24 protein-coding genes and 2 pseudogenes are annotated in these 21,226 nt (G+C 38.4%); 15 read left to right on the top strand and 11 right to left on the bottom strand.

The genetic code is table 11. The annotated features are described in order from the left end of the window. Window positions 1-31: 31 nt before the first annotated feature. The gene (tal, locus tag AOM43_RS08775; RefSeq protein WP_006342483.1) at window positions 32-988 is read right to left on the bottom strand and encodes a transaldolase; all 957 of its coding nucleotides are present in this window, start codon (window positions 986-988) and stop codon (window positions 32-34) included. Window positions 989-1,003: 15 nt separating this feature from the next. Next, the gene (locus tag AOM43_RS08770) at window positions 1,004-1,378 is read right to left on the bottom strand and encodes a hypothetical protein (protein WP_006342482.1); all 375 of its coding nucleotides are present in this window, start codon (window positions 1,376-1,378) and stop codon (window positions 1,004-1,006) included. Window positions 1,379-1,625: 247 nt separating this feature from the next. Here AOM43_RS08770 and AOM43_RS08765 point away from each other — a divergent pair, with 247 nt between their 5' ends. After that, window positions 1,626-3,611, top strand: a complete 1,986-nt coding sequence (locus tag AOM43_RS08765) for a hypothetical protein (RefSeq protein ID WP_226987464.1) — start codon at window positions 1,626-1,628, stop codon at window positions 3,609-3,611. Here the strand turns inward: AOM43_RS08765 and AOM43_RS08760 are convergent. From AOM43_RS08760 to AOM43_RS08750, 3 genes are all read right to left on the bottom strand, one after another. Next, window positions 3,600-4,127, bottom strand: a complete 528-nt coding sequence (locus tag AOM43_RS08760; protein ID WP_226987463.1) for a hypothetical protein — start codon at window positions 4,125-4,127, stop codon at window positions 3,600-3,602. The two genes, AOM43_RS08765 and AOM43_RS08760, sit on opposite strands and share 12 nt — an antisense overlap. Continuing rightward, on the bottom strand, window positions 4,099-4,344 hold the full coding sequence (locus AOM43_RS08755; RefSeq protein ID WP_006342479.1) for a hypothetical protein: 246 nt from the start codon (window positions 4,342-4,344) through the stop codon (window positions 4,099-4,101). Before AOM43_RS08755 ends, AOM43_RS08760 begins: the two co-directional genes overlap by 29 nt. A gap of 197 nt (window positions 4,345-4,541) precedes the next feature. Beyond that, a complete protein-coding gene (locus AOM43_RS08750; protein WP_059359888.1) occupies window positions 4,542-5,099 on the bottom strand; it encodes a hypothetical protein in 558 nt (185 codons plus the stop codon). A 318-nt stretch (window positions 5,100-5,417) separates the two neighbouring features. On the opposite strand from AOM43_RS08750, the gene AOM43_RS08745 reads away from it, so the two are divergent. The 10 genes from AOM43_RS08745 to atpC are packed head-to-tail and all read left to right on the top strand — an operon-like array spanning window position 5,418 to window position 12,078. After that, complete coding sequence (locus AOM43_RS08745; protein WP_006342477.1) at window positions 5,418-5,642, top strand: AtpZ/AtpI family protein; 225 nt, start codon at window positions 5,418-5,420, stop codon at window positions 5,640-5,642. Further along, complete coding sequence (locus AOM43_RS08740; RefSeq protein ID WP_006342476.1) at window positions 5,632-6,003, top strand: hypothetical protein; 372 nt, start codon at window positions 5,632-5,634, stop codon at window positions 6,001-6,003. Before AOM43_RS08745 ends, AOM43_RS08740 begins: the two co-directional genes overlap by 11 nt. A gap of 6 nt (window positions 6,004-6,009) precedes the next feature. Continuing rightward, window positions 6,010-6,768, top strand: coding sequence for a F0F1 ATP synthase subunit A (atpB, locus tag AOM43_RS08735; protein WP_006342475.1), 759 nt, complete (start codon window positions 6,010-6,012; stop codon window positions 6,766-6,768). A 14-nt stretch (window positions 6,769-6,782) separates the two neighbouring features. Then, the gene (atpE, locus tag AOM43_RS08730; RefSeq protein ID WP_006342474.1) at window positions 6,783-7,016 is read left to right on the top strand and encodes an ATP synthase F0 subunit C; all 234 of its coding nucleotides are present in this window, start codon (window positions 6,783-6,785) and stop codon (window positions 7,014-7,016) included. Window positions 7,017-7,020: 4 nt separating this feature from the next. Then, window positions 7,021-7,506, top strand: a complete 486-nt coding sequence (atpF, locus tag AOM43_RS08725; protein WP_006342473.1) for a F0F1 ATP synthase subunit B — start codon at window positions 7,021-7,023, stop codon at window positions 7,504-7,506. Continuing rightward, window positions 7,503-8,054 carry an ATP synthase F1 subunit delta gene (gene atpH / locus AOM43_RS08720; RefSeq protein ID WP_013925515.1) on the top strand — a complete coding sequence of 184 codons (552 nt, stop codon included), beginning with the start codon at window positions 7,503-7,505 and terminating at the stop codon, window positions 8,052-8,054. The genes atpF and atpH overlap by 4 nt, the downstream gene beginning before the upstream one ends. Continuing rightward, window positions 8,051-9,565, top strand: a complete 1,515-nt coding sequence (gene atpA, locus AOM43_RS08715) for a F0F1 ATP synthase subunit alpha (RefSeq protein ID WP_059359886.1) — start codon at window positions 8,051-8,053, stop codon at window positions 9,563-9,565. Before atpH ends, atpA begins: the two co-directional genes overlap by 4 nt. Beyond that, window positions 9,549-10,409: an ATP synthase F1 subunit gamma gene (gene atpG, locus AOM43_RS08710; protein ID WP_059359883.1), complete on the top strand. Its 861-nt coding sequence runs from the start codon at window positions 9,549-9,551 to the stop codon at window positions 10,407-10,409. The genes atpA and atpG overlap by 17 nt, the downstream gene beginning before the upstream one ends. A 15-nt stretch (window positions 10,410-10,424) precedes the next feature. Further along, window positions 10,425-11,834: a F0F1 ATP synthase subunit beta gene (gene atpD / locus AOM43_RS08705; RefSeq protein WP_006342469.1), complete on the top strand. Its 1,410-nt coding sequence runs from the start codon at window positions 10,425-10,427 to the stop codon at window positions 11,832-11,834. Continuing rightward, window positions 11,827-12,078, top strand: coding sequence for an ATP synthase F1 subunit epsilon (gene atpC, locus AOM43_RS08700; RefSeq protein ID WP_006342468.1), 252 nt, complete (start codon window positions 11,827-11,829; stop codon window positions 12,076-12,078). The genes atpD and atpC overlap by 8 nt, the downstream gene beginning before the upstream one ends. Before the next feature lies 1 nt (window position 12,079). On the opposite strand, the gene AOM43_RS08695 is transcribed toward atpC, so the two are convergent. After that, window positions 12,080-12,643, bottom strand: coding sequence for a GNAT family N-acetyltransferase (locus AOM43_RS08695; RefSeq protein ID WP_036746585.1), 564 nt, complete (start codon window positions 12,641-12,643; stop codon window positions 12,080-12,082). A gap of 319 nt (window positions 12,644-12,962) precedes the next feature. Between AOM43_RS08695 and AOM43_RS08685 the strand changes: the two genes are divergently transcribed. From AOM43_RS08685 to AOM43_RS08670, 4 genes and pseudogenes are all read left to right on the top strand, one after another. Then, window positions 12,963-13,826: a hypothetical protein gene (locus tag AOM43_RS08685; protein WP_059359880.1), complete on the top strand. Its 864-nt coding sequence runs from the start codon at window positions 12,963-12,965 to the stop codon at window positions 13,824-13,826. A 322-nt stretch (window positions 13,827-14,148) separates the two neighbouring features. After that, window positions 14,149-15,125: pseudogene (locus AOM43_RS08680) on the top strand (IS256 family transposase); the annotation flags it as partial. Window positions 15,126-15,423: 298 nt separating this feature from the next. Next, window positions 15,424-15,765 carry a hypothetical protein gene (locus tag AOM43_RS08675; RefSeq protein ID WP_059359878.1) on the top strand — a complete coding sequence of 114 codons (342 nt, stop codon included), beginning with the start codon at window positions 15,424-15,426 and terminating at the stop codon, window positions 15,763-15,765. 106 nt (window positions 15,766-15,871) lie between these two features. Further along, window positions 15,872-17,100 (top strand): annotated as a pseudogene (locus AOM43_RS08670) (IS256 family transposase). 106 nt (window positions 17,101-17,206) lie between these two features. Here AOM43_RS08670 and AOM43_RS08665 read toward each other — a convergent pair. The 5 genes from AOM43_RS08665 to AOM43_RS08645 form a co-directional block, all read right to left on the bottom strand. Then, the gene (locus tag AOM43_RS08665; protein ID WP_059359876.1) at window positions 17,207-17,683 is read right to left on the bottom strand and encodes a hypothetical protein; all 477 of its coding nucleotides are present in this window, start codon (window positions 17,681-17,683) and stop codon (window positions 17,207-17,209) included. Next, window positions 17,673-18,143, bottom strand: a complete 471-nt coding sequence (locus AOM43_RS08660) for a polymorphic toxin type 24 domain-containing protein (protein ID WP_059359874.1) — start codon at window positions 18,141-18,143, stop codon at window positions 17,673-17,675. Before AOM43_RS08660 ends, AOM43_RS08665 begins: the two co-directional genes overlap by 11 nt. 482 nt (window positions 18,144-18,625) lie before the next feature. Continuing rightward, window positions 18,626-19,270, bottom strand: a complete 645-nt coding sequence (locus AOM43_RS13540) for a hypothetical protein (protein ID WP_193374864.1) — start codon at window positions 19,268-19,270, stop codon at window positions 18,626-18,628. A gap of 337 nt (window positions 19,271-19,607) precedes the next feature. After that, complete coding sequence (locus AOM43_RS08650) at window positions 19,608-19,841, bottom strand: hypothetical protein (protein ID WP_013925500.1); 234 nt, start codon at window positions 19,839-19,841, stop codon at window positions 19,608-19,610. Then, window positions 19,841-21,226, bottom strand: a 1,386-nt coding sequence (locus tag AOM43_RS08645) for an RHS repeat domain-containing protein (RefSeq protein ID WP_275452239.1), incomplete at its 5' end; no start/stop codon positions are given. The genes AOM43_RS08650 and AOM43_RS08645, both read right to left, overlap by 1 nt.

Genomic DNA, 21,226 nt, shown 5'->3' with positions numbered 1-21,226 from the left:
AGGCAAAAAAGCAGAGACTTTTCTCTGCTTTTTATTTAATTAGCTGATTTTCTAATTTAATGGCATCTGCAGCAAAATGACGAATTCCTTCTGCTAACTTTTCTGTGGCCATAGGACTTTCATTTAACATCCAACGGAACGTTTTTTCATCTACAGAAAGCTTTTTGATATCCAAGTCTTTTGATGTGTGAGCGGATAGTTTTTGCTCTAATTTTCCTTCCATTTGTTCGAGTTGAGCAAGTAGATCAGGGGCAATGGTCAAAAGATCACATCCAGCTAGTTCAATAATTTCTCCGACGTTTCTAAAGCTAGCGCCCATTACCTGCGTTTTATAGCCGAATTTTTTGAAGTAATGGTAAATTTCTGTTACTGAGTTTACACCAGGATCTTTCTCGGGTGGAATTTCAGAAACTCCCTGGCTTTTTTTGTACCAATCTAAAATGCGCCCAACAAATGGGGAGATCAAGGTTGCTTTTGCTTCTGCACAAATAATGGCTTGGGCTAAGCTAAAAAGAAGTGTCATATTGCAATGAATCCCTTCCTTTTCCAGCAGCGTAGCTGCTTGAGCTCCTTCCCATGTAGAGGCAAGCTTAATTAAGACTCGCTTCCGATCGATTCCAGCTGCTTCGTATAGTCCAATCAAGGTTTTAGCCTTTTTGATGCTGCCTTCGACGTCAAAAGAAAGGCGTGCATCGACTTCTGTTGAAACACGTCCTGGGACGATTTTTAAAATCTCAATTCCGAAATTCACAAAAAGTTTATCCATTAGGTGGTGTTTTTGTTCTTCTAGTGAACCACCTTTGGCTTGGCTATATTTTTGCGCATCCTCAATGAGATGTTGATACTGGGGTTTTGCGGCCGCCTTCAAAATCAAGGACGGATTTGTTGTCGCATCGGTTGGTGCATAGGCTTTAATAGAATCTATGTCACCTGTGTCACAGACAATTGTCGTGACTTTTTTTAACTGGTCTAAAATTGTATTTGCCATAGAAATAGTCCTTTGTTAAACGCCGCAGCAAGGGCCTTCTTTAAGTGGTTCGATTAAGAATTTAATAGATAAAGGTTCTCCATCTATAAGTAAATCTAATGTGGAGTTTAGCCGTGTCAACAAAAGTTTATAAGGAATTTTGACGTGGTGCTCTCCAATGTCAATGCCTACGGCTGTATGGCTTAAAATTTCTTCTGAGATAATCAGTTGTTGGCAAAGGTCTGCAAAAAGTTTAAGTTGTTTTTTTAAAACATTATCCTGGAGAGCGTACTTCTGATGGCATTTTTGACAGGGGAGTGGTGCATCTCTTTTTTCAAGTTCAAAAACAGAAAAAGTGATCGAGTGTCCACATTCTTTGCAGTTAAATTGTAACAGATTGCCCTTTTGCATATTAATCCTAAAAGTACGCGTGATTATTAGATCTATTTATAGAATAAACTAAGTATAACAGGGTTTATGCAAACAGGCAACCGTAAATCAATGCTGCAACTTAACTTCAAAGAAGAGGGGTATGGAAATGGACACAATTTATCTTGTTCGTTTTAAGTCACATATTTAACATGAAAGAGAGATGGATCTTCAAGGTGTTACACTTAATGACAAATAACAAGCATAAACGGATCGAATGATTCTTTATGTGAAACGACTGTATGCTTTATTTGACTATGTTGTCAAAAAACCTTATGATCCATTAGAACAAAACAATGCCTATCAATTAGAAAGAGTATGTCGTAAAATGATTTTGGAGCCTATTGATTTTCAGGGAAGGTTCGTATTTGATGATGCCTTAATTAAGCAGTTAGGGCGCTATCTCGATGAAAAAGAAACTTTTCTTGCTAACAAACTCATCACTAGTTTTAGCCCTTCGGCACATGAACCCCTGATTCTCCCTCCCCCCTCGATAGGATTAAAGCTGACAGATGCTTTAGAGGTTGTGAGCAAAAAAATCAGGGAAATAGCACCTCAAGATATCAAGGATATTCCTCTCCAAGATTGGCAAAGATTAAGTTCCGCATGGAGAGAAGCTTTATGGGAGTATGTGGGTACGATTCAGGGCTGCACGACAGAACTTTTTCAGCAGTTAAAGCAAATCGGATTTGAACGCTGGAATAAAGAGCTTTCCACAATTTTGTCGGGTCTTAAAGATCTTTTATTTTCGAAAATGGAAGGTGCACTATGGTGCATCCGGCATTTAGAAGATCTTTTAAAAGAATACAAAAAAAACCTTGCGAACCAGTCCGCCTCAATGTGGCCTAGAATCAAAAATTGGTTTGATTGGAGATCTTTACTAGATCCGACTTTGACGACAAATCTAGAAAGAAACGAAAAATTTCTGAATACGCAATCTCAGAAATTCGCTTTAAAACACATGGAATACTTGAAGCTTAATATTAAAATTGATGAAGCTTTAAGGAAATTCAAAGGGTATCAAGCTCTAGCACATCTTGAAATGAATGATCGCGAAACGTTTAAAATGATCTATCGCTTAGTTAAGCTGTGGAAAAAAAATCAACGGACTAAATCCCTTCCAGAATTAGAGCTTGTGCAAGCATTAAAAAATGTCATTCATCCTGATAAAGCGGTGGGACTATTTAAGGAATATTATGAAGAGCTGCTTTCCTCTCTATATGAACGAAGCCGATTAATAAAAGAAGGGAACTATCTACAAGCTAATGATCCTATAGGGCGGGCCTTGGTCCAAGAAGTTGTCAGTGGATATCGCTCAGAAACGCATACTTTAGGTGCTGTTGTTTCCAAATATCGAGAGTTTTTATTAAGAACTGATCCAGATCCTTATGTGCGTTCCCGTTGGGGATTCGCTGAATGGATTGTGGGGCAGGAGCCTTTAAATGCGAAGCAACTTTTGACATTGGGATATGAAATTGAAGGTTTGGATCAACTATTTGAAAAGCTTGGTGATTCTATTCAACAAGGGCCCTTATACCTAGAAGATTTTAATGTCGCAAAAATTTCAAGAGAGATTGAAAAGGCAATCCATGAAATGGGACAGCCTTTAAGTTCTCGACAAGTCATGCGTTTTCATGCAGAAGAGTTTTTAAAGCGATTGGAAGAGCTGAATGAATTGGGGTCTTTCAGTCCACAAGTTGTTGATCAGGTGGGAAAATATCTGTCACAGGCTTTACGGGCAGATTGGCAATATCACGTTTTGCATGACTTTCCTTTATATCACCAACTGTATGCCATCCACCATGGGATCATTGATCGTTCCATTGATTTAGTGCATCGGCAACGTCTCGGTGTTTTTAGAAAGATCATGGAGCATTTAGAACAACACATCAAAAATAGAGAAACGCAAAAGCATTCCATGGAAATTGATCTTGATATCAATGACATGAAAGGGTACTTGCAAGACTTTTATGCATCTGTTCAAAGGTTAGAAAAAGAATCGATCGATCAAGAGTCGCTTTCTGTGACGATCAAAGAAATGGAACTCCAGTTGCTGGAATATCGGCATCTTTTCGGAAATTTTTTCAATCAGCTTCCTCAAAGTGAGTCTGAAGGGAAATTATTGAGAAACACGTTCTTATTTGTGGATCAATATTTTGAATCAATTGAAAATCGATTGCAAGATCTTAAAAATCGATCTGAATTAGACCTCTGAAGGGGCAATGTGAATGCGATTTAGTTTTTGGAATGCTTTTTCAAATCCATTCGGCAGAATTACAGATTCAAATTGTCCTGATCGTATCACGACAGTTTGGTTGTTTAAGAGTCCAAGCGTGATTTTTTCAAATAAAGCTGCTGGAAGTTTCATCCGTTGCCCTCCCAATAACAGCTCTGTTTCATAGCTAAAGCAGTCGTCGTCCACTTGAACTTCGACAAATGAAAGGAGGGGATTTTCTGGGTCATGCGGGAAATTAAAAGAATGCACGTTTAAATACATTTCGGCACCATTTCCTCCGCGATCAATTTCAATACCTAATTCACGAAAAGGATTCGAAGGAGGTAAAAAAATTCTGCCAGAGTTGAAATAAGGGGTGCGAGTAATGGTATCTTGATATTGCCACTCGGGGCATGTAGACGAACAGGAAGAAAGGAGAAGGAAAAGGGGTAATACCCCCTTTCCGTAAAATAGATCGCGCAACATTTTAGTGGCTGTGGCTATGTCCATGACCATGAGAATGGCTAGAATTTTGAATAGCAACCGCAATAATTGCAGCCAATGCCATCGCTCCTAAAGCAATTGCAGGTCCAATTTGTGGAACTCTACGAGATTCTTCGTATCCATATCCGCCAGTGTCAGTTACATATTCTTGTGCGATCGCGCTGCTTGCAGATGAAGTGAACATTGCAAAAAGAGTTGCGATTGCAACAAATTTTTTAAAACTTTTCATGGGTGTACTCCTTTGGTACATGATTTCGTTTCATTAAATTGCCTTATATCCTTTTCAAGACTTGATATATGGCATAGTCTTATATTTTTATGCAATTGCTTTTCTCAATAATATCTTGACGAACGATTGAGTAAATTCATTTGTTATTGCTTATCAATTAGATAAGGAAATACGCCTGATTGTTTCTAAACTTAAATTTAAGCTTGGTTCTCCGCAGGTTTTTGTTGCTCCTTAATAAATCGCAATGATTTTAAAGATGCAAAAAAATCTTTGTAAAATTTAGGGAATTCATCTTTCAGAGCAGCTGCAGTGAGGATATAAGCTGTTTCGTCTTTGACCAAAACAACGTGCATCATCCGTAAATCTCCCCATTGCGTTTTCTCATCGACTTGTGAAAGATTGGCTTCTCCTGCATCTGTGTGGATAGAACCGAGGTTTTTCCATTCGACACCCTGTGACTGATTGATCTCTTTAATTCTCTTGAGATAATCATTTAAACTACGTGTGTAATGCTCTGTTGCAAGATTGATAGAAGGCGAAAATTCCCGTTCTCCTTGTCCCACAACCATGATTTTAACGTGTTTGGGAAGCTCTTTTGAATCAGCAATTCTCCAGCCATTGGGAGGTGTAAATGTGATTAATTCCAGCTCAGATACGGATTCAGAAGAGATATTTGGCGTTTCTGCATAGCCGTTTATAAACAGGCTAAGGCAAATAAAAAGAATGCCTATATGTCGATTAAATAAGAAGTTCATTGTGAAATTCTCTCATGTAAGTTGTTTATTTATTCATGTGTTTCGGCTTACTTGTGAAAGGGATTTCACGGCCGAAGATTGTAATCCATTGTCGAGATGTTATCAGGAGTGTGTGTTTTTTCGAAGAAAATCTTGTAGCTTTATTAAAATAATGGTTTTTGTTTGAAATGATTGTCATCATAATTCTCTCCCATTCTACACCCATTTTTCTCGATTTTTCTTGGGAAGAATGAGATGTTTCTCTTGATGATATTCAGGGAACCTGCAAAATAGATTTTTTAATAACATAACATTTTAAACGTCTTGCTGGAGAAGAAGGTGGCGAAAGATGACAACGAGAGAAGGATCCAGCAGCTAGGGGCTTTTGTCACGATTCCCTTTGTCTTATCTGTTCCACCGGTGATTGGTTGGTTAATCGGACATTGGCTCGACGGTTTTTTTGGGACCGCTCCTTATTTAATGTATATGTGCATTTTGCTTGGCTTATTTGCAGGAGGACGTGAGTTCTATCGCATAGTGAAAAGGTATGGCAATGGAGCTTGATTTTATCAAAAATACAATCAAAGTAACCCTTGGATTAACCTTTATTTTCTTAGTCATTATTTTGCAGGAGCGCGCTTATAAGAATGCAGCCTCTCTCTGTTTGGGGGTCATGTGGGGATGTGCCAATTTATTTCTCCTAAAATACCTGTTGAAAAGCATCTTAGGTAATGAACAGAAGAATGTACTAAAAATATTTACCTTGATGGGATTAAAAATTCCCTTACTTTACCTTCTTGGATATTTTTTATTAGCAAGTCCCTATTTAAATAGCCTTTATTTAGTGCTTGGATTTTCCCTCATTTTTTTGGGTATTTTTCTTCTTGGGTTGGGATCTCTTATGTTTCAAAAACGAACGGCATAAAGACATATGGAATCAGGATCACAGCAGATATCAGAGACACCAAATGCCATTACCTTATTGTATCAAAGATTCCATGATACAGCTTGGGCGACTTTTTTACATAGTTGGGAAAATATTGTGTTTTCCATCTTTGTTGCGTTTTTGATTTCGTTCGTTTTTTATTTAGGTACACGCAAAAGTGATATGATTCCTGAAAGATTTCAAAATACCTTGGAATGGGTGGTAGAGTCGATTTATAAGCTTGTCACAGATGTTTTAGGTCCACAAGGAGCCAAATTTGTTCCTTTTATAGGTACGCTGTTTATTTATATTCTGAGCATGAATTTAATTGGGCTTGTGCCTTTGATGAAGTCTCCTTCTTCTAGCTTAAACATTACTGTTGCCTTGGCTATTTGTGTTTTTTGTTTGGTTCAGTTTCTCAACATCAAGCACATGGGGGTCGGCGGCTTTATCTATCACATGGCGGGGTCTCCAAAAAATTTGATTGAATGGCTGCTGGCTCCCTTAATGTTTACTCTGGAAATTATCACCCAGCTAGCTAGACCTGTTACCTTATCGCTTCGATTGTTCGGCAATGTATTTGGTGAGCACATTTTAGTTACCCAATTTGTTATCATGGGGGTTACTTTGCTTGCTCCTTTGATTATTCCTTTACAACTTCCCTTTATGTTCTTGGGAATGTTAACGAGTTTAATGCAAGCTCTTGTTTTTTCGCTGCTGAGCACAGTTTATATTTTGTTGTCCATGCCTGATGATAAACACTAACAAAGGATGTTAACATGGAAATTGGAACCGCACTTGCCATTTCTGCACCCTTAGCAGTTGGTTTAGCTGCTCTAGGATCTGGCTTAGGCCTTGGAAGAGCGGTTGGTGGCGCTATGGAAGCCATTGGCCGTCAACCTGACGCTTCAGGAAAAATTTTAACGAACATGATTATCGGTGCCGCGCTAATTGAAGCGTTGACCATTTATGCGCTCATCGTATTTTTTATCGTTCTTGAAAGAATAAGATAGTCTTATGCATTTAGAACTTGAACAAATCATCTCTCAAATTGTCGCCTTTTTGATCATGGTTTGGATCTTAAAGCGTTATGCCTGGCAGCCTCTTCTTAAAATTATTGAAGAGAGGCGTGCAAAAATACAGAATGAATTTTCTAAAATTGAGGAACAAAAAAAAGAAATTTCTCAATTAATGGAAGATTATCAGGAAAAGCTTAAGGATATCGATGTGGAGGCCAGGCAAAGGCTAGAGGCTACTGCGGAAAGAGGATTTAAAATAGCGCAGCAAATTCGTGAAGATGCCTATCGTCAAGCTAATTACATCATGAATAAAGCACATGAAGATGCTCTTAAAGAAACTGAAAGGGCTAAGCTTCAATTGAAAGAACAAATTGTAGAACTGGTTGTAAATGCTACCCAAAAAGTGATTCAAGAAAAATTGGATCTCCAAAAAGACAAGCAAATGATCGAGACATTTATAGAAAAAATGGATGCTGCTAAATGAAAAGAGCCCTTTCTTTGCAGTATGCAAAAGCTTTATTTCGTTCCACAGATGCATTGGAACAATTAAATCAATGGCAATCCCATTTAAAAGCTTTTGAAGATATGCTGAAGCAAAGTTCCGATTTTCAACGCTTTCTTATTTCTACGCAATTTAGCCAAGAAGAGAAAAAGCGCGTTTTACAAAAATGTTATAAAGATCACTTTGACCTCAAATTTCTAGACTTTATTGCATACATTGTGAAGCAACAAAAGCTCTCTCACCTTCCTCTCATCATACAGGAGTTTTCCCGCATGCTTAATGAGAAGGCAGGTGTTTTGCAAGCCGAGCTGGTGACAGCACATCCCATGGATCCCAAGATCATCGAAGATCTAAAAGAAAAGCTAAAAAAAGCCTATCAAAAAGAAATCAAAATGGATCAGCAGATTAATCCTTCCATCATCGGAGGAGGCGTTTTGACAATAGGGAATCAGATGTGGGATTTTAGCATTAAAAGCCGGCTTAAACAAATGAAACAAACTCTTTTGACAGAGATTAGGCAGGAATCATGACCTTAAAACCAGAAGAAGTTTCCTGGGTCATCGGGAACGAAATCGAGAAATATGAAGAAAGAAGTGAACTGGAATCAGTCGGTCGGGTCATTCAAGTAGGCGATGGCATTGCCAGGATTTGGGGCCTTGACGATGTGATGATGTCTGAGCTATTAGAATTTCCCAATGGAACTTTAGGCATGGTATTAAACTTAGCTGTCGATCACGTGGGAGCCGTTCTATTAGGTTCTGAGCAAGGTATTAAAGAGCACGATGTTGTCAAGAGGACCAATAAAATCATTTCAGTACCCGTTGGAGAAGCTTTGCTTGGGCGTGTGGTAAATGCCCTCGGAGAGCCTATTGATGGAAAAGGAAAAATCGAGACCAATCATTTTCGTCCGATTGAAGCGCGGGCTCCCAATGTGGTGGAGCGGCAGCCGGTCAATGAACCCATTCAAACAGGCGTCAAGGCGATCGATGCCATGATTCCGATTGGTAAAGGGCAGCGTGAATTGATTATTGGGGATCGACAGACTGGCAAAACAACACTCATTTTAGACACCATTATCAATCAAAAAGATAAAGATGTGGCTTGTATCTATGTGGCGATCGGGCAAAAAAATTCGACGATAGCAAAAATGGTAGCGATTCTCGAAAAGCATGATGCCATGAAATATACGACCATTATTGCAGCTCCAGCTTCCGATCCCGCTGCATTGCAATATATTGCTCCCTATGCTGGAGTAAATATGGGAGAATACTTCATGTACAATGGGAAGCATGCGATCTGCTTTTATGACGATTTAACCAAACATGCGCAAGCATATCGGCAAATGGCATTATTACTAAAGCGTCCTCCAGGAAGAGAAGCTTATCCAGGAGACATTTTTTATCTCCATTCTAGGCTTTTGGAACGCTCAGCAAAATTGAATGATGAATTAGGTGGCGGTTCTCTGACGGGCATCCCCGTCGTAGAAACACAGGCCAATGACGTCGCAACTTACATTCCAACCAATGTGATCTCCATTACCGATGGTCAAATCTATTTGGAATCTGATCTTTTTTACGCCGGGATTAGGCCCGCAATTAACGTGGGAATTTCGGCCTCTAGGGTTGGAGGAAAAGCACAAACTAAAGCCATGAAGAAAGTAGCGGGAAGTTTACGCCTTGATCTGGCTCAGTATCGTGAATTAGCTGCTTTTGCGCAGTTTGGAGCAGAGTTAGAAGAAACCACCCTTGCTCAGTTAAGACGTGGAGAGCGGATGGTGGAGATTTTGAAACAAGACAAATTTAATCCATATCCATTGGAAAAACAAGTTGTGACGATATATGTGGGTTCTAGAGGGTATTTAGATGATATCCCCGTTGCATCTGTGCGCAAATTTGAGGAAGAATTCTATCATTTTGTTGAAAAAGAATATCCAGATATTCCAAAAACAATCGCGAACACTTTAGATTTAGATCCAGAAATAATGAAAGAACTTGATGAAGCTGTAACCCAATTTAAGAAAAAATATGACTTCTCTACGTGATATCCGCAAACGTTTACATTCAGTCGAAAACATTCGACAAATGACAGAAGCGATGGAAATGGTCGCCGCTTCTCAGCTCCGTCGTGCCAAAGCAAAGGCGGAGCAAGCGCGACCTTATGCGTTGACAATGAAGCATATTTTGGAAAACCTGAGCACTTCCGTTAATGAGCTCAATCCCTTTTTTATTCAACGTGAAGTGAAAAAAACGGCGGTGGTGGTCATTGCAGGAGATCGTGGATTATGTGGTTCTTATAACACGAGTGTGTTTACTGCTGCAGAGCGCTTTTTATCTAAGTACCGACATGACAATGTCGAATTGATTTTGATGGGATCTAAAACAGTTGAATTCTTTAAGCGTAAGCCTTGGGCAATACGTGAAGAGATTGTTGATTGGGGTGGTAAGCTGACGTTAGACCAAGTTAAAAAACTTTCAAATGAACTTGTACATTGGTTTGAAACGGAAGTGTTTGATGAAGTCTGGGTGATTTATACCCATTACGTACACCTGGCTTTGAGAGAAATAAAGGTGGAAAAATTCTTAAATATTCAACCTCCTGCAATGCTCAAAGGATTGCATCCCTTGGATTATATCTTTGAACCCAGTTCAGAGGTGCTATTGGCAGAAATTATGCCACGCTACTGCCTAACCATTATCTCTTCTGCTCTTAACGAAGCGTACGCAGCGGAGCTTTCCGCGCGTATCTTTTCCATGCGTACGGCTGTTAAAAATGCGGAAGAAATGATCGAAAAATTAACGCTAGAACGCAATAAAGTCAGACAAACGGGTATCACAACTGAAATGTTAGAGATTACCTCCGGAACGGAAAGTTTGCGTTCCCAATAAGCAAAAGGAGAGCATATGGCCACAGGTACCATCAGACAAGTGATCGGTCCTACTCTAGATATTGAGTTCCCCGAGGATCAAATTCCCAACATCCTCAATGCAATCGAAATCAAGAACGCAGAGCATGGCATTAACCTTGTGGCTGAAGTTTCCATGCAATTGGGTGATGGAATGGTCAGATGCATTGCGCTTTCTTCAACAGAAGGGCTCACACGGGGAATGCAAGCTGTTGATACAGGTGCACCAGTGCAAGTCCCTGTGGGACCTAAAACCTTGGGAAGAATATTTAATCTTTTAGGTGAGCCGCTCGATCATCTCGAACCTTTAGATAAGGATGTTCCCAGAGCCTCTATTCACAAAGCCGCTCCTAATTTCGAAGATCAGGAAATTCAGATTACCTTATTTGAAACGGGAATCAAAGTCATTGATTTACTTGAGCCCTATCCTCAAGGGGGAAAAGTGGGGCTATTTGGGGGCGCCGGGGTGGGGAAGTCTGTGATTGTCATGGAACTGATTCGAAATATCGCTAGTCAACACGGGGGATATTCTGTATTTTGTGGAGTTGGTGAGAGAACTCGTGAAGGGAATGACCTATGGTTAGAAATGAAAGAATCGGGTGTTCTCGCACGAACATCTTTGGTGTTTGGTCAAATGAATGAACCCCCAGGGGCACGTTTACGGGTAGCGTTAACAGGGCTCGCCATGGCTGAACATTTTAGAGATCAAGAACATCAAAATGTCTTGCTCTTCATTGATAACATTTTCCGATTTATTCAGGCGGGTTCAGAAGTTTCTGCTCTTTTAGGTCGGATGCCTTCAGCAGTAGGTTATCAGCCTACTTTGCAAACAGAAATTGGAGCTTTGCAAGAAAGAATCACGTCGACAAAATTTGGCTCTATTACCTCTGTACAAGCCATTTATGTCCCTGCTGATGACTACACAGACCCTGCACCTGCCAGCATCTTTTCCCACTTAGATGCAGCGACAGTGCTTTCTAGACAGATTGCGGAATTAGGCATTTATCCTGCCGTTGACCCATTAGGCTCTACTTCTCGTATTCTCGATCCTCATTTCATCGGGGAGGAGCATTATCGTGTGGCGAGACAAGTACAGCGTATTTTACAACGATACAAAGACTTGCAAAATATCATTGCGATTCTTGGCATGGATGAGCTGGCAGAAGAGGATAAAGTAACGGTCAGAAGAGCCAGAAAGATTCAAAAATTTCTTTCGCAACCCTTTTTTGTTGCGGAAACCTTTACGGGAAAACCCGGAAGATTTGTCAAACTTGCCGATACAATCAAAGGTTTTAAAATGATTGTCGATGGGGAAATGGACGAAATTCCTGAGCAAGCATTTTATATGGTCGGGCCTATTGAAGAAGTGTTTGAAAATGCGGAGAAGTTAAAAAAATCCCATGTTTGATTTAATGATTGTCACTCCAGAAAAAAAAGTGTACGAAGGGCAGGTGTATTCCATCAAAGCACCTGGAGAAGAAGGATCTTTTCAAATTTTATCTCACCATGCTTCAATGATCATTTCTCTGAGAAAAGGAGAGATGATCATTGAAGATCCCAATCACGAAAAAATCACCTTTAAAGTGACAGGCGGTTTCTTGGAAGTCTCCCACAACAAAGTTTCGGTACTTGCAGATTCGATTGAAGAATAAGTCAGCTGATTAATTTTTGTTTTATCAGTTCTTTCATGCTTAAGCGCATTTGATAATGGGGTACAGGATGCCATGCGGCAATGAATTCTCCTTCGATGTGAAAGCCTGCTTTTTGATAAGCCTGAATGGCCCGAGTATTAGCTGCTTCCGGATCAATAAGCACTTCTGCCACATCGGAAAAGTGGTGGATCAAAAATTCCTGAATCATCGGAACAGCAAGCTTTCTGCCGATGAATCGTTTATCGCAAATAAAAAGATCGAGAGTCATGGCTCGTCCCTCTTCTTGGCAGCGTTGAGCTAATTCTGCATCATCTGGTAAATCTTTTCGCACTTCTGAAGTGATCAGATACCCAAAAGGCAAGCCATGATTATAGGCTATCCAATGTTCATAAAAGGATGGGCTGCCTTTAAAAAAAATTTCCAGGTCATTCAATACATTTTGGTACCCGTCACCATGCAACCACTCTTGAATGTGTTCCTGCGTCAACCAATTCAATAAAAGGGATTTTTGATTTTCAGTGACGCGAGCGTAGCTGAGATTTGGAGTAAAATCTATTTCTTTCATTGTTTTGTCCTTAATTTTGTGCCATAAAATATAGCAAATTTGACAGATTACCATGTACTGGAGATAAATATGAAAATGAAACGGTGGAAAACCTATTTGTAAATGGCTTCTCAAAAAGTCATTTTGAAGGATTGCGAGTTGAACTCACTAAGTGTGCTGGAAGTTAAGGACTATAAAGATTCTCAAATTGTGGATTTGGGTGAAACGGTGCGATTCATTTCGAATCCTGTAGGGGAGAAGTCTGGATCTCTTCTAAGAGTGAGATTGCAGAAACTCAAGTTTCAGGAGCAAAAATTTATAAAAATAATGTGGAAAAATCATGATCCGCTCGACAACCATTCATGGCATTAAATTTTTTGATAGTGCTTCATCTTGCCTTTCTGATTTCAAAAAATTGCATTGGTCAAAGAAGGTGATTAGCTTCATTCAAAGTTTCGGCACACTTTTTATCTATGGCCTGAATAAAATTTCTCTGCGTTTACGCCGAATCCAAATGGCATCTTACACGGTTGCTCCAAACTCATCTCAGCAAAAACTTGTGGTTTGTTTACATGGGCTGAACAGCAGTCCAATGCAGTTTAAAAAAAATGTGGATGAAATGGAAAAGTATTCTCTTTCCGGAACGCACATTTATATTCCTCATATCTTTAAAAAAGGAAATGGGAAGCTGGATGAAATGATTCAACCCATTTTTGAAAATGTGAAAAAATGGGCAAAAACAAATGGGGATAAGGAGCTTGTTTTGGTTGGGATCTCGAATGGAGGAAGAATTGCAAGAGCTCTTGAAGCCGAATTTGCTAAACCAGAAAATCATGCTAACATTAAAAAGATTCGATTTGTATCTGTAGTGGGGGCTTGCAAAGGATCTTCTCTGGCTAAACTTGCCAACAAACTCAAATTATCTTGGATGATGTCAAAAAATATCTCAGAAGAAATGGCCACAGGCTCAATCCGTAACGCACAATTGGATAGAGATTGGGAAGAAGGGTTAAGAAATTCACCTGGAATTGTACGTGATTATACGTTTATTGCCTCACCGCATGACTGGCAAGTCCCCAATTATCATTCAACCTTGATGGAAATCCCCCAATATTCAGCACGTTATACTTTGATGAAAGGCCATGGACATAATAGCATTGTTAATGCAGCTTCCAAAGCGATAGCAGAAATTATAGCGCTCTAAACATGTAAATTCTGATGCCGATTATTCATCGCAAGTGAAATATGAGATCATTCCAAAAGGGGTCGTTAATTCGAGAAAAACAGAGCGGACAATTTTTTTGTGTAAATTAGTTCCACCTTTTGTCAGAATGAAAGGCTGCAATTTTTATCTTTACTAAAAAAATATATTTAATAAATGGTATAAAATTGTTATCCCTTCAAATTCTTTTCTAAGTCTTCATCAAAAATGTACGAGATATGATCAAAAGTTGTGTATGAGATGAAAAAAAGAGAGCGCATCCTTAAAATGTTTTTTACGACAAAAACTAAATGGGAGTGCGCTCATGGAAGATTTTCGCTTTTCTTCAGAAAAAATGCCATCAACAAATGAACAAAATGATCCTCTCGAAGAAATTCTTCGCAAAGGAGCTCAAAAATTGTTACAGCAAGCTATTGAATTTGAAGTACAAGAATATCTGGAACTTTACAAACAATCGAAAGAATTTACCCATCAATCTCCAGCAGTAAGAAATGGTTACTTACCAGAAAAAAACATTTTGCCACCTTATTTGAGAAGGACACAAAGTATAGATGCGGTTATTCCTGCTTTGTATCTTAAAGGAATATCCACCCTAGATTTTCCGAAAGCTCTAGAGGCAATTTTGGGAGAAAATGCTAAAGGACTATCACCCACAAATATCGTTAGACTGAAAGATTCATGGACAACAGAATATCAAAATTGGCTCAAAAGTGATTTATCCGCAAAAAAGTATGTTTATATATGGGCGGATGGGATTTATTTTAACATTCGTTTAGAAGAAGATCAACCCTGTGTTCTGGTTCTGATAGGTGCTTTAGAGAATGGAAATAAAGAACTTATCATGATCCATGATGGGCACCGAGAAAGCAAGCTGTCTTGGAAAGAAGTTTTGCAAAATTTAAAACATCGAGGTCTCAAAGAAGGGCCGAAGCTTGCGATTGGAGATGGAGCACTTGGCTTTTGGGCAGCTTTAAATGAAGCGTTTCCAGCAACAAAGCAGCAAAGGTGTTGGGTGCATAAAACGGCTAATATTTTAGATAAAATGCCAAAAGTGTTCAAAAGTATGCCAAAGCAATCATTCACGAAATTTATATGGCTCCAAGAAAAACGGATTGACTAAAAACTTTTGAAAAGTTTCTTGGGACATATGCATCAAAATATCCAAAAGCTTGTGAATGTTTGAAAAAAGACAAAGATCAATTATTTAGCTTTTATGATTTTCCAGGCATGCATTGGCAACATATAAGAACAACGAATCCAATCGAATCAACATTTGCAACTAAGAGCGTGTCAAAATCTTATGAAAAAAAAATCTATAGGAAACCTGGTTACTGTATAGATGACATCCGGCGTATAGATGGCTTGAGTCTGATTTGGGCTTTAAAATGGAACTGCGGGAACCCGTTACTTGATGAAAAGGGAGACATTCAAATGGAGACAACCATGAGAATAAGAGTACCAAAGCAAGGCACTGGGGTGGACTAACTTGTAATAGCTAAGAGGGCTAGTAATGTAGCCGGAGCAACGAAGTTGGATTAAGTAGCAACATTTATAATTCAACTGAAATCAGGAGGAAATTATGAATGAAGCAAAACAATTTATCATTCCAAAAACACTGGTAATGGAAGCCTATAGACTTGTAAAAGCAAATGTTGGAAGTGCTGGCATAGACAAAGAAACGTTAGAAAGCTTTGAGCAAAACCGCACCGTTCTAAGAGAGGCTCAGGAGGAAGTTTCCTGGGTCGACTCACCATATCTCAAAAAAATCTGTACACTCCTTTCGCAGGTACTCTTTTCTGAATTGACAGGATCGTGGGGGCACCGTGGAATGTGGGTTAGAAGCTGTTCTGAAATCTATAACATGTTGGTTGAGACTATCCTTTTTTTACACGAGGGTCTGTCAATAAATCTGTGTAAATAAACTTGAGGGATGAATAATCTTTATTTCTCCCTTCAAGAGAAAATGAAGCTGCGACGAAGCGAAGCGGAGTTGCAGCGGCTAAATTTACACAAATGGAGATAGACTTATGTCAATTCCTCAAAATTTTGATCTGCAAGCCGAGCTTGCTAAATGCAAAACTGCAAACGATCTTACCGGTAGAAATGGACTTATCCAACGTTTAATCGGTGGAATGCTCGAACAAATGCTTCAAAAAGAAATGGACGAGCACCTCGGTTATGAAAAGCACTCTCCCGAAGGACATCATTCGGGGAACAGTAGAAACGGACGTACAAAAAAAAGCACTTAAAAGCAATTATGGTGAAATTGAAGTTGAAGTCCCAAGAGACCGAAATTCAGAATTTGAACCGATTGCCGTAAAAAAGCGGCAAAGAAGCATCAGTGATTTTGATGATAAAATAATTTCAATGTACGCAAAAGGCATGACCACAACGGATATTCAAGCACATATTCAGGAACTATATGGCTTTGAAATGTCTCCCGCTCTGATATCTAATTACAGATAAGGTAATTGAGGTTGCAACCGGCTGGCAAGCAAGACAGCTTCAGTCAGTGTATTCTATAGTTTTCTTTGATGCTATTCATTACAAAGTGAAAGAAGGTGGAAAAGTTGTTTCAAAGGCCGCTTATACATGCCTGGGAATAGACAATGCCGGGAAAAAAGATGTTCTGGGTCTTTGGGTCGATGAATCGGAAGGGGCAAATTTTTGGCTTAAAGTTTGCACAGAGCTAAGCAATCGTGGAGTGAAAGACATCTTGATTGCATGCATAGACGGTTTAAAAGGGCTTCCTGATGCGATAAGATCGATGTTCCCTGATGTTAAAATTCAACTTTGTGTGATTCACATGATTCGGAATTCAATTAGGTTTATTCCAACAAAACATTCCAAAGAATTTGTAGCTGATTTAAAAACAATCTATGGGGCTACGACGAAAGAATTGGCGGAATTAAATCTGGAAAGGTTAAAAGAAAAATGGGATGATCGGTACCCGCTGGCTATGAAGCCTTGGATAGCGAACTGGGAAAACCTCTCTACTTTTTTTGAATTTTCTCAACCAATTCGTCGTATCATTTATACCACAAATGCGGTAGAATGCCTTCATAGACAGTTTCGAAAGGTCACAAAAAATAAGGCTGTTTTTCCAACAGATGACGCCCTATTTAAGATGTTATTCCTGGCGGTAAGGGACATTTCTAAAAAATGGACAATGCCTCACCGAGAATGGAAAGCAGTCGTTTCTCACCTAGCTTTGGGCATATGGCGAAAGGCTTGGTTTAGAAATCGGCTAAAATGATTTACACAGAAAAAATTGACAGTCTCTTACACGAACTTCTATTTTTAATTTATTGGGAATAGGTCACTTTCTAGCGGTTTTCTTCATCTCATTTATAAAACGATTATTAATCATAAATAGAAAATTTACTTTCCTCACAAAATTGAACACCTAAACTCTCTCCAGTTCCTTCCACATCTATTATTTCTACTATAAATTTTCGACTTGGATATTGATATTTTAACCATGCATCCCAAGCTGTTTTTATTATCTGCGCAAATACAATGTCTGCATCTTCAGCAAGATCTCTTCCTCCTCCATCGAAAAGAAAATCCACTTCTATAAAGTTAAATTTTTTTTCAACCTCGGTGATATCCTCGCCATCTTCAAGCATTTTTCTTATTACATCTTGATCAAGAACATTTCTTTTTAAAAAAATACGAGAATCGATTTCTACAAAATCAGGAAAAAAAATTATTGACGCCAATAAAACCTGGCTTGCCTTTCCAAAAGCATGCAAATAATCATCTTCAGTATAATTAAAAGCATTTTTAAATTGTTCTTGAAGTATTTTAAGTAATTTATTTTCTTCGTTAATACCCATTCGGCAACTCCCTTAATGATGGTTTAGTAGGAACAATAGGGGGCGATCCTGGACCTTTACCCGGAGTTCTAGTTAAAATAAATGGTGGATGGACATTACCGTGAGGTTTTCCCATTCCTCTGAAACGTAATACAGCACTCCATATACCTGTAATAGAATTCCAGTCATATGTTTCATATCCGCTTATTCTTTGAGAAGAAGGATCTATTTTAAAAGATGTATGAGGTCCTTCAGCATTTTTATTCGGTCTTAATTTGTTAGTTCTTGGTTTTGCTTCTTTTAAAATTCTTTTTGTTATTTCTGTTAGATTTTCAATTGTTTTTTCTTGTTCAGTAATTTTTGAATTGAGAGACCTACTATTGGTTTTTTGGTACAAGTCATCAATGAAATCTCTTATAACAGCGCGATTTTTAACAGTCCACTGAAGTATCCCCAATCCTTTACTTTTTGTTAATATCAAACCACCAATAGCTATCCCAGATTCTATAGCTGCTTCTCCAATTCTCTCATAAATAAAATTTTCTTTCTGTTGGTCATTTAATTGATCCCACTGTTTTAAAATGGCGAAAATTAAAAGGTCATGAGTTGGTTAGCAAACTGATTTTGGGGGTGCAGTTTAAAGATGGGGAAGAAGTCTTTAATATAAAAAACATAGCTTAATTTTTAAAAAGCTTGGATGCGTTATTAGATTCTCAAAACACAACATTTGACAACATCTCTTTAGGCTCCCATGTTCCGTCTAGGAATAATCTTTCTCCGTATGCCTCTCCTGTGAGACCTTTGGCGGAGAATGTTTAAAATTTGGGTGCTTAGCAGCATCTTTACAAAACTCTTTCGCTTTCTTAATCTGACCTAATCCAGATATGTAACAGACTCAAATTAGTCAGAATTTCTATTTAAATTTGGTATGAAAAGGGAATAGCCAAAGTTGTCTTTTTATTCTTATTCTATTTTTTCCCATAAAACATAACCTTCACCATCATAGGCGCCAATTAGAATCATCCTTGTTTTTTTACAGATGTGTTGGATATCTTCTAGCGAAAGGGTATGGTTATCATTTTTGAAACAATCAGCCTCTGTTAAAACTCCCACAGAGTGCCAAAAAGAAAATGCAATCCACATACAATCTGATATAAACTCGCGATTTTTATTATGCTCTCTGATTACATACATAATTTCATCTTCATGCAGATAAATACTTTTCTTTTCGTAGAATTCTTTTAAAGGAGGGTCGTCGGGGCTGCTCATTACATCATCAAACACACAAGAAAGTTTTTCATCGGAAATAAGCTTATGAAAAACAAAATCACTTAACTCTTCCTTTATTGTAGATATTTCTTGATGACGCGATTTTTTCCCATCAATTTCGGTGACAATTATGGGATTTTGAGGAAGAATAATACCGCTTTTAAATTCATAAAGTCTTTCCAAGTCGGAACCTAATGTCAATAAAGTAAAAAAAACACCCGACTTAAAATTGACTAAATTAAGAAGCTCGGAAGATAATACATTTTTTATATCTAAGTTTTTTTTAACAAATTCAATCGTACGATCAAAATCTAATTCGTGTCTATACAATGTTTTCATTTTTTAGGCTCCCATGTTCTGTCGAGGAATAGTCTTTCCTCGTATGCCCTTCCAGTGAGACCTTTGGTGGAGAATGTTTAAAATTTGGATGCTTAGCTGATCTTTACAAAATTCTTTCGCTTTCTTAATCCCTGATCCAGATATGTAACAGACTCAAATTAGTCAGAATTTCTATTTAAATTGGTATGAAAAAGGAGCCGCCAAAGTCATTTTTATTCTTGTTCAATTTTTTCCCATAAAACATACGCTTCACCATCATACACAACTTTTGATCATATCTCAGATTGGTCTAGCAAGATGCAAGGTCATCGTCATGGGGGATTTCAGCTTACATGAATTATTCACTTAAAAATCTTTCTTTAGCCTTAAGTAAAGTTGCTAAAGCCTCATCCAAAGAAAACTCCCAATAATCCTGAGACGGATGTGAATAAAATTGAATAATTATTTCTTCTTCTTCTTGTGAAATTTCAGCCCATTGAAAACGATTAAAAAAAATTTCGCATACACATTTTTCACGATCAGGTACGCTAGCAATAAAAATGCTAAAATTATCCTCTTGATTGTCTAACATTATGGCTCCAAAAATCCAATTAAATCACCGTTTATAGAAAATCTTGCTCCCCCATGCTTGGGAATTGTAATGTTAATAACTTCCCCAAAACTTCTATGATTCCATTCCTTAATTATACTATTGGGATGCGTCAAAATATCGTCTAAGCAATTTTGGCCTAGCGCATTTATGTTACTTGCTTTACCGTTAACCTTTGGAAAAAAGCTACCTGGGCGAGAACCGTGTTTTTGCAATGCTCTACCAGCCTTCGTCAAAGAATTTCGATCTAAAACTTGCCCCGCTTTGGATAATAAATCAAGGTTATATTTTCCTTCTCCAGCAAGAAAAAAATTCTCTTTTATTGCTGTAGGCAGTTTTAGATTAGTACCTATTTTTGTGAAATCCAAGGCTTTACCAGACATTTTAAATAGTTTATTTAAATGTCTAATTCCTTTATAAGCACCATAAGTACCCGTTGCTAAAGACCATATCTCCAATCCTAATTTTGTGTTATTGCGGAACGATTGATAAATTTCGTCCGAGGGATCAATGTTGAATACACCCATAATCTTATTGTCAATAATTTTTCTTTGACGGGTTTGAGATTCTTCAATACCTCCAATTATACCCCTTCTTTCCTCTAAACAGAATTCGTCAGCTCCTATATAGGCCATGGAAGTTTGTAAGCCATGGATGGTTTCTACAGCAAAATCAACTGTGCCATGTGCCATCCCTTTCAGCTTGCGACCTAGCTCTGCATCTCTTGCACGTCTAGTTTCTTCATCATAAATACCATCAATATCAATGAGGCCATAAATATCGATGTGAGTCAGTGGACTATTATTCACATAAGCATACAGATTAGGTCCAGCTTCATAACCAAGGGGATCAGCAGTGATCCAACGAGCTATTTGAGGGTCGTAGTAACGTCTGCCAAAATAAATCAGGCCCGTTTCTGGATCAGTTCGTTTGGAACAAAAACGCCAAGATGTTGTCGGATCTTTAGCATCCCCAGATGGATCAAAAATGGTTTCTTCTCCGAAAGCCGTGTAGCGATAGATATCGACAGGTTCACTTTTAGAGTTTAAAAGAACTTGAACATGCCCTGTAAAGTTAGTTAAAGGAATATATACTTGTCCTTGAATTTCAAAAGCAACCGCAGCACCGATTTCAGCACCACGTCCATGGCCAAGCGGTCTAAATTCCATTAAGTGTTGCTCTGCATCACAAACTCCTACTTCATTATCTCCTTGATAGAGGAAATACTGTGTATCTTGTGCCACCCAATTATCTGTTAATGGATCCCAAAGCAATTTAACTTTAGAAAGGCGCCGACTTAGATCGTCATAGGTATAATGAAAACGTATATTGCCGATGGTAACAGAAAGCAATCTATCCCAGGCATC

The organism is Parachlamydia acanthamoebae (assembly GCF_000875975.1).
Classification (GTDB): domain Bacteria; phylum Chlamydiota; class Chlamydiia; order Chlamydiales; family Parachlamydiaceae; genus Parachlamydia; species Parachlamydia acanthamoebae.
Note: the sequence above shows the minus strand (reverse complement) of the source record. Positions and strands in the feature narration are given on the sequence as shown.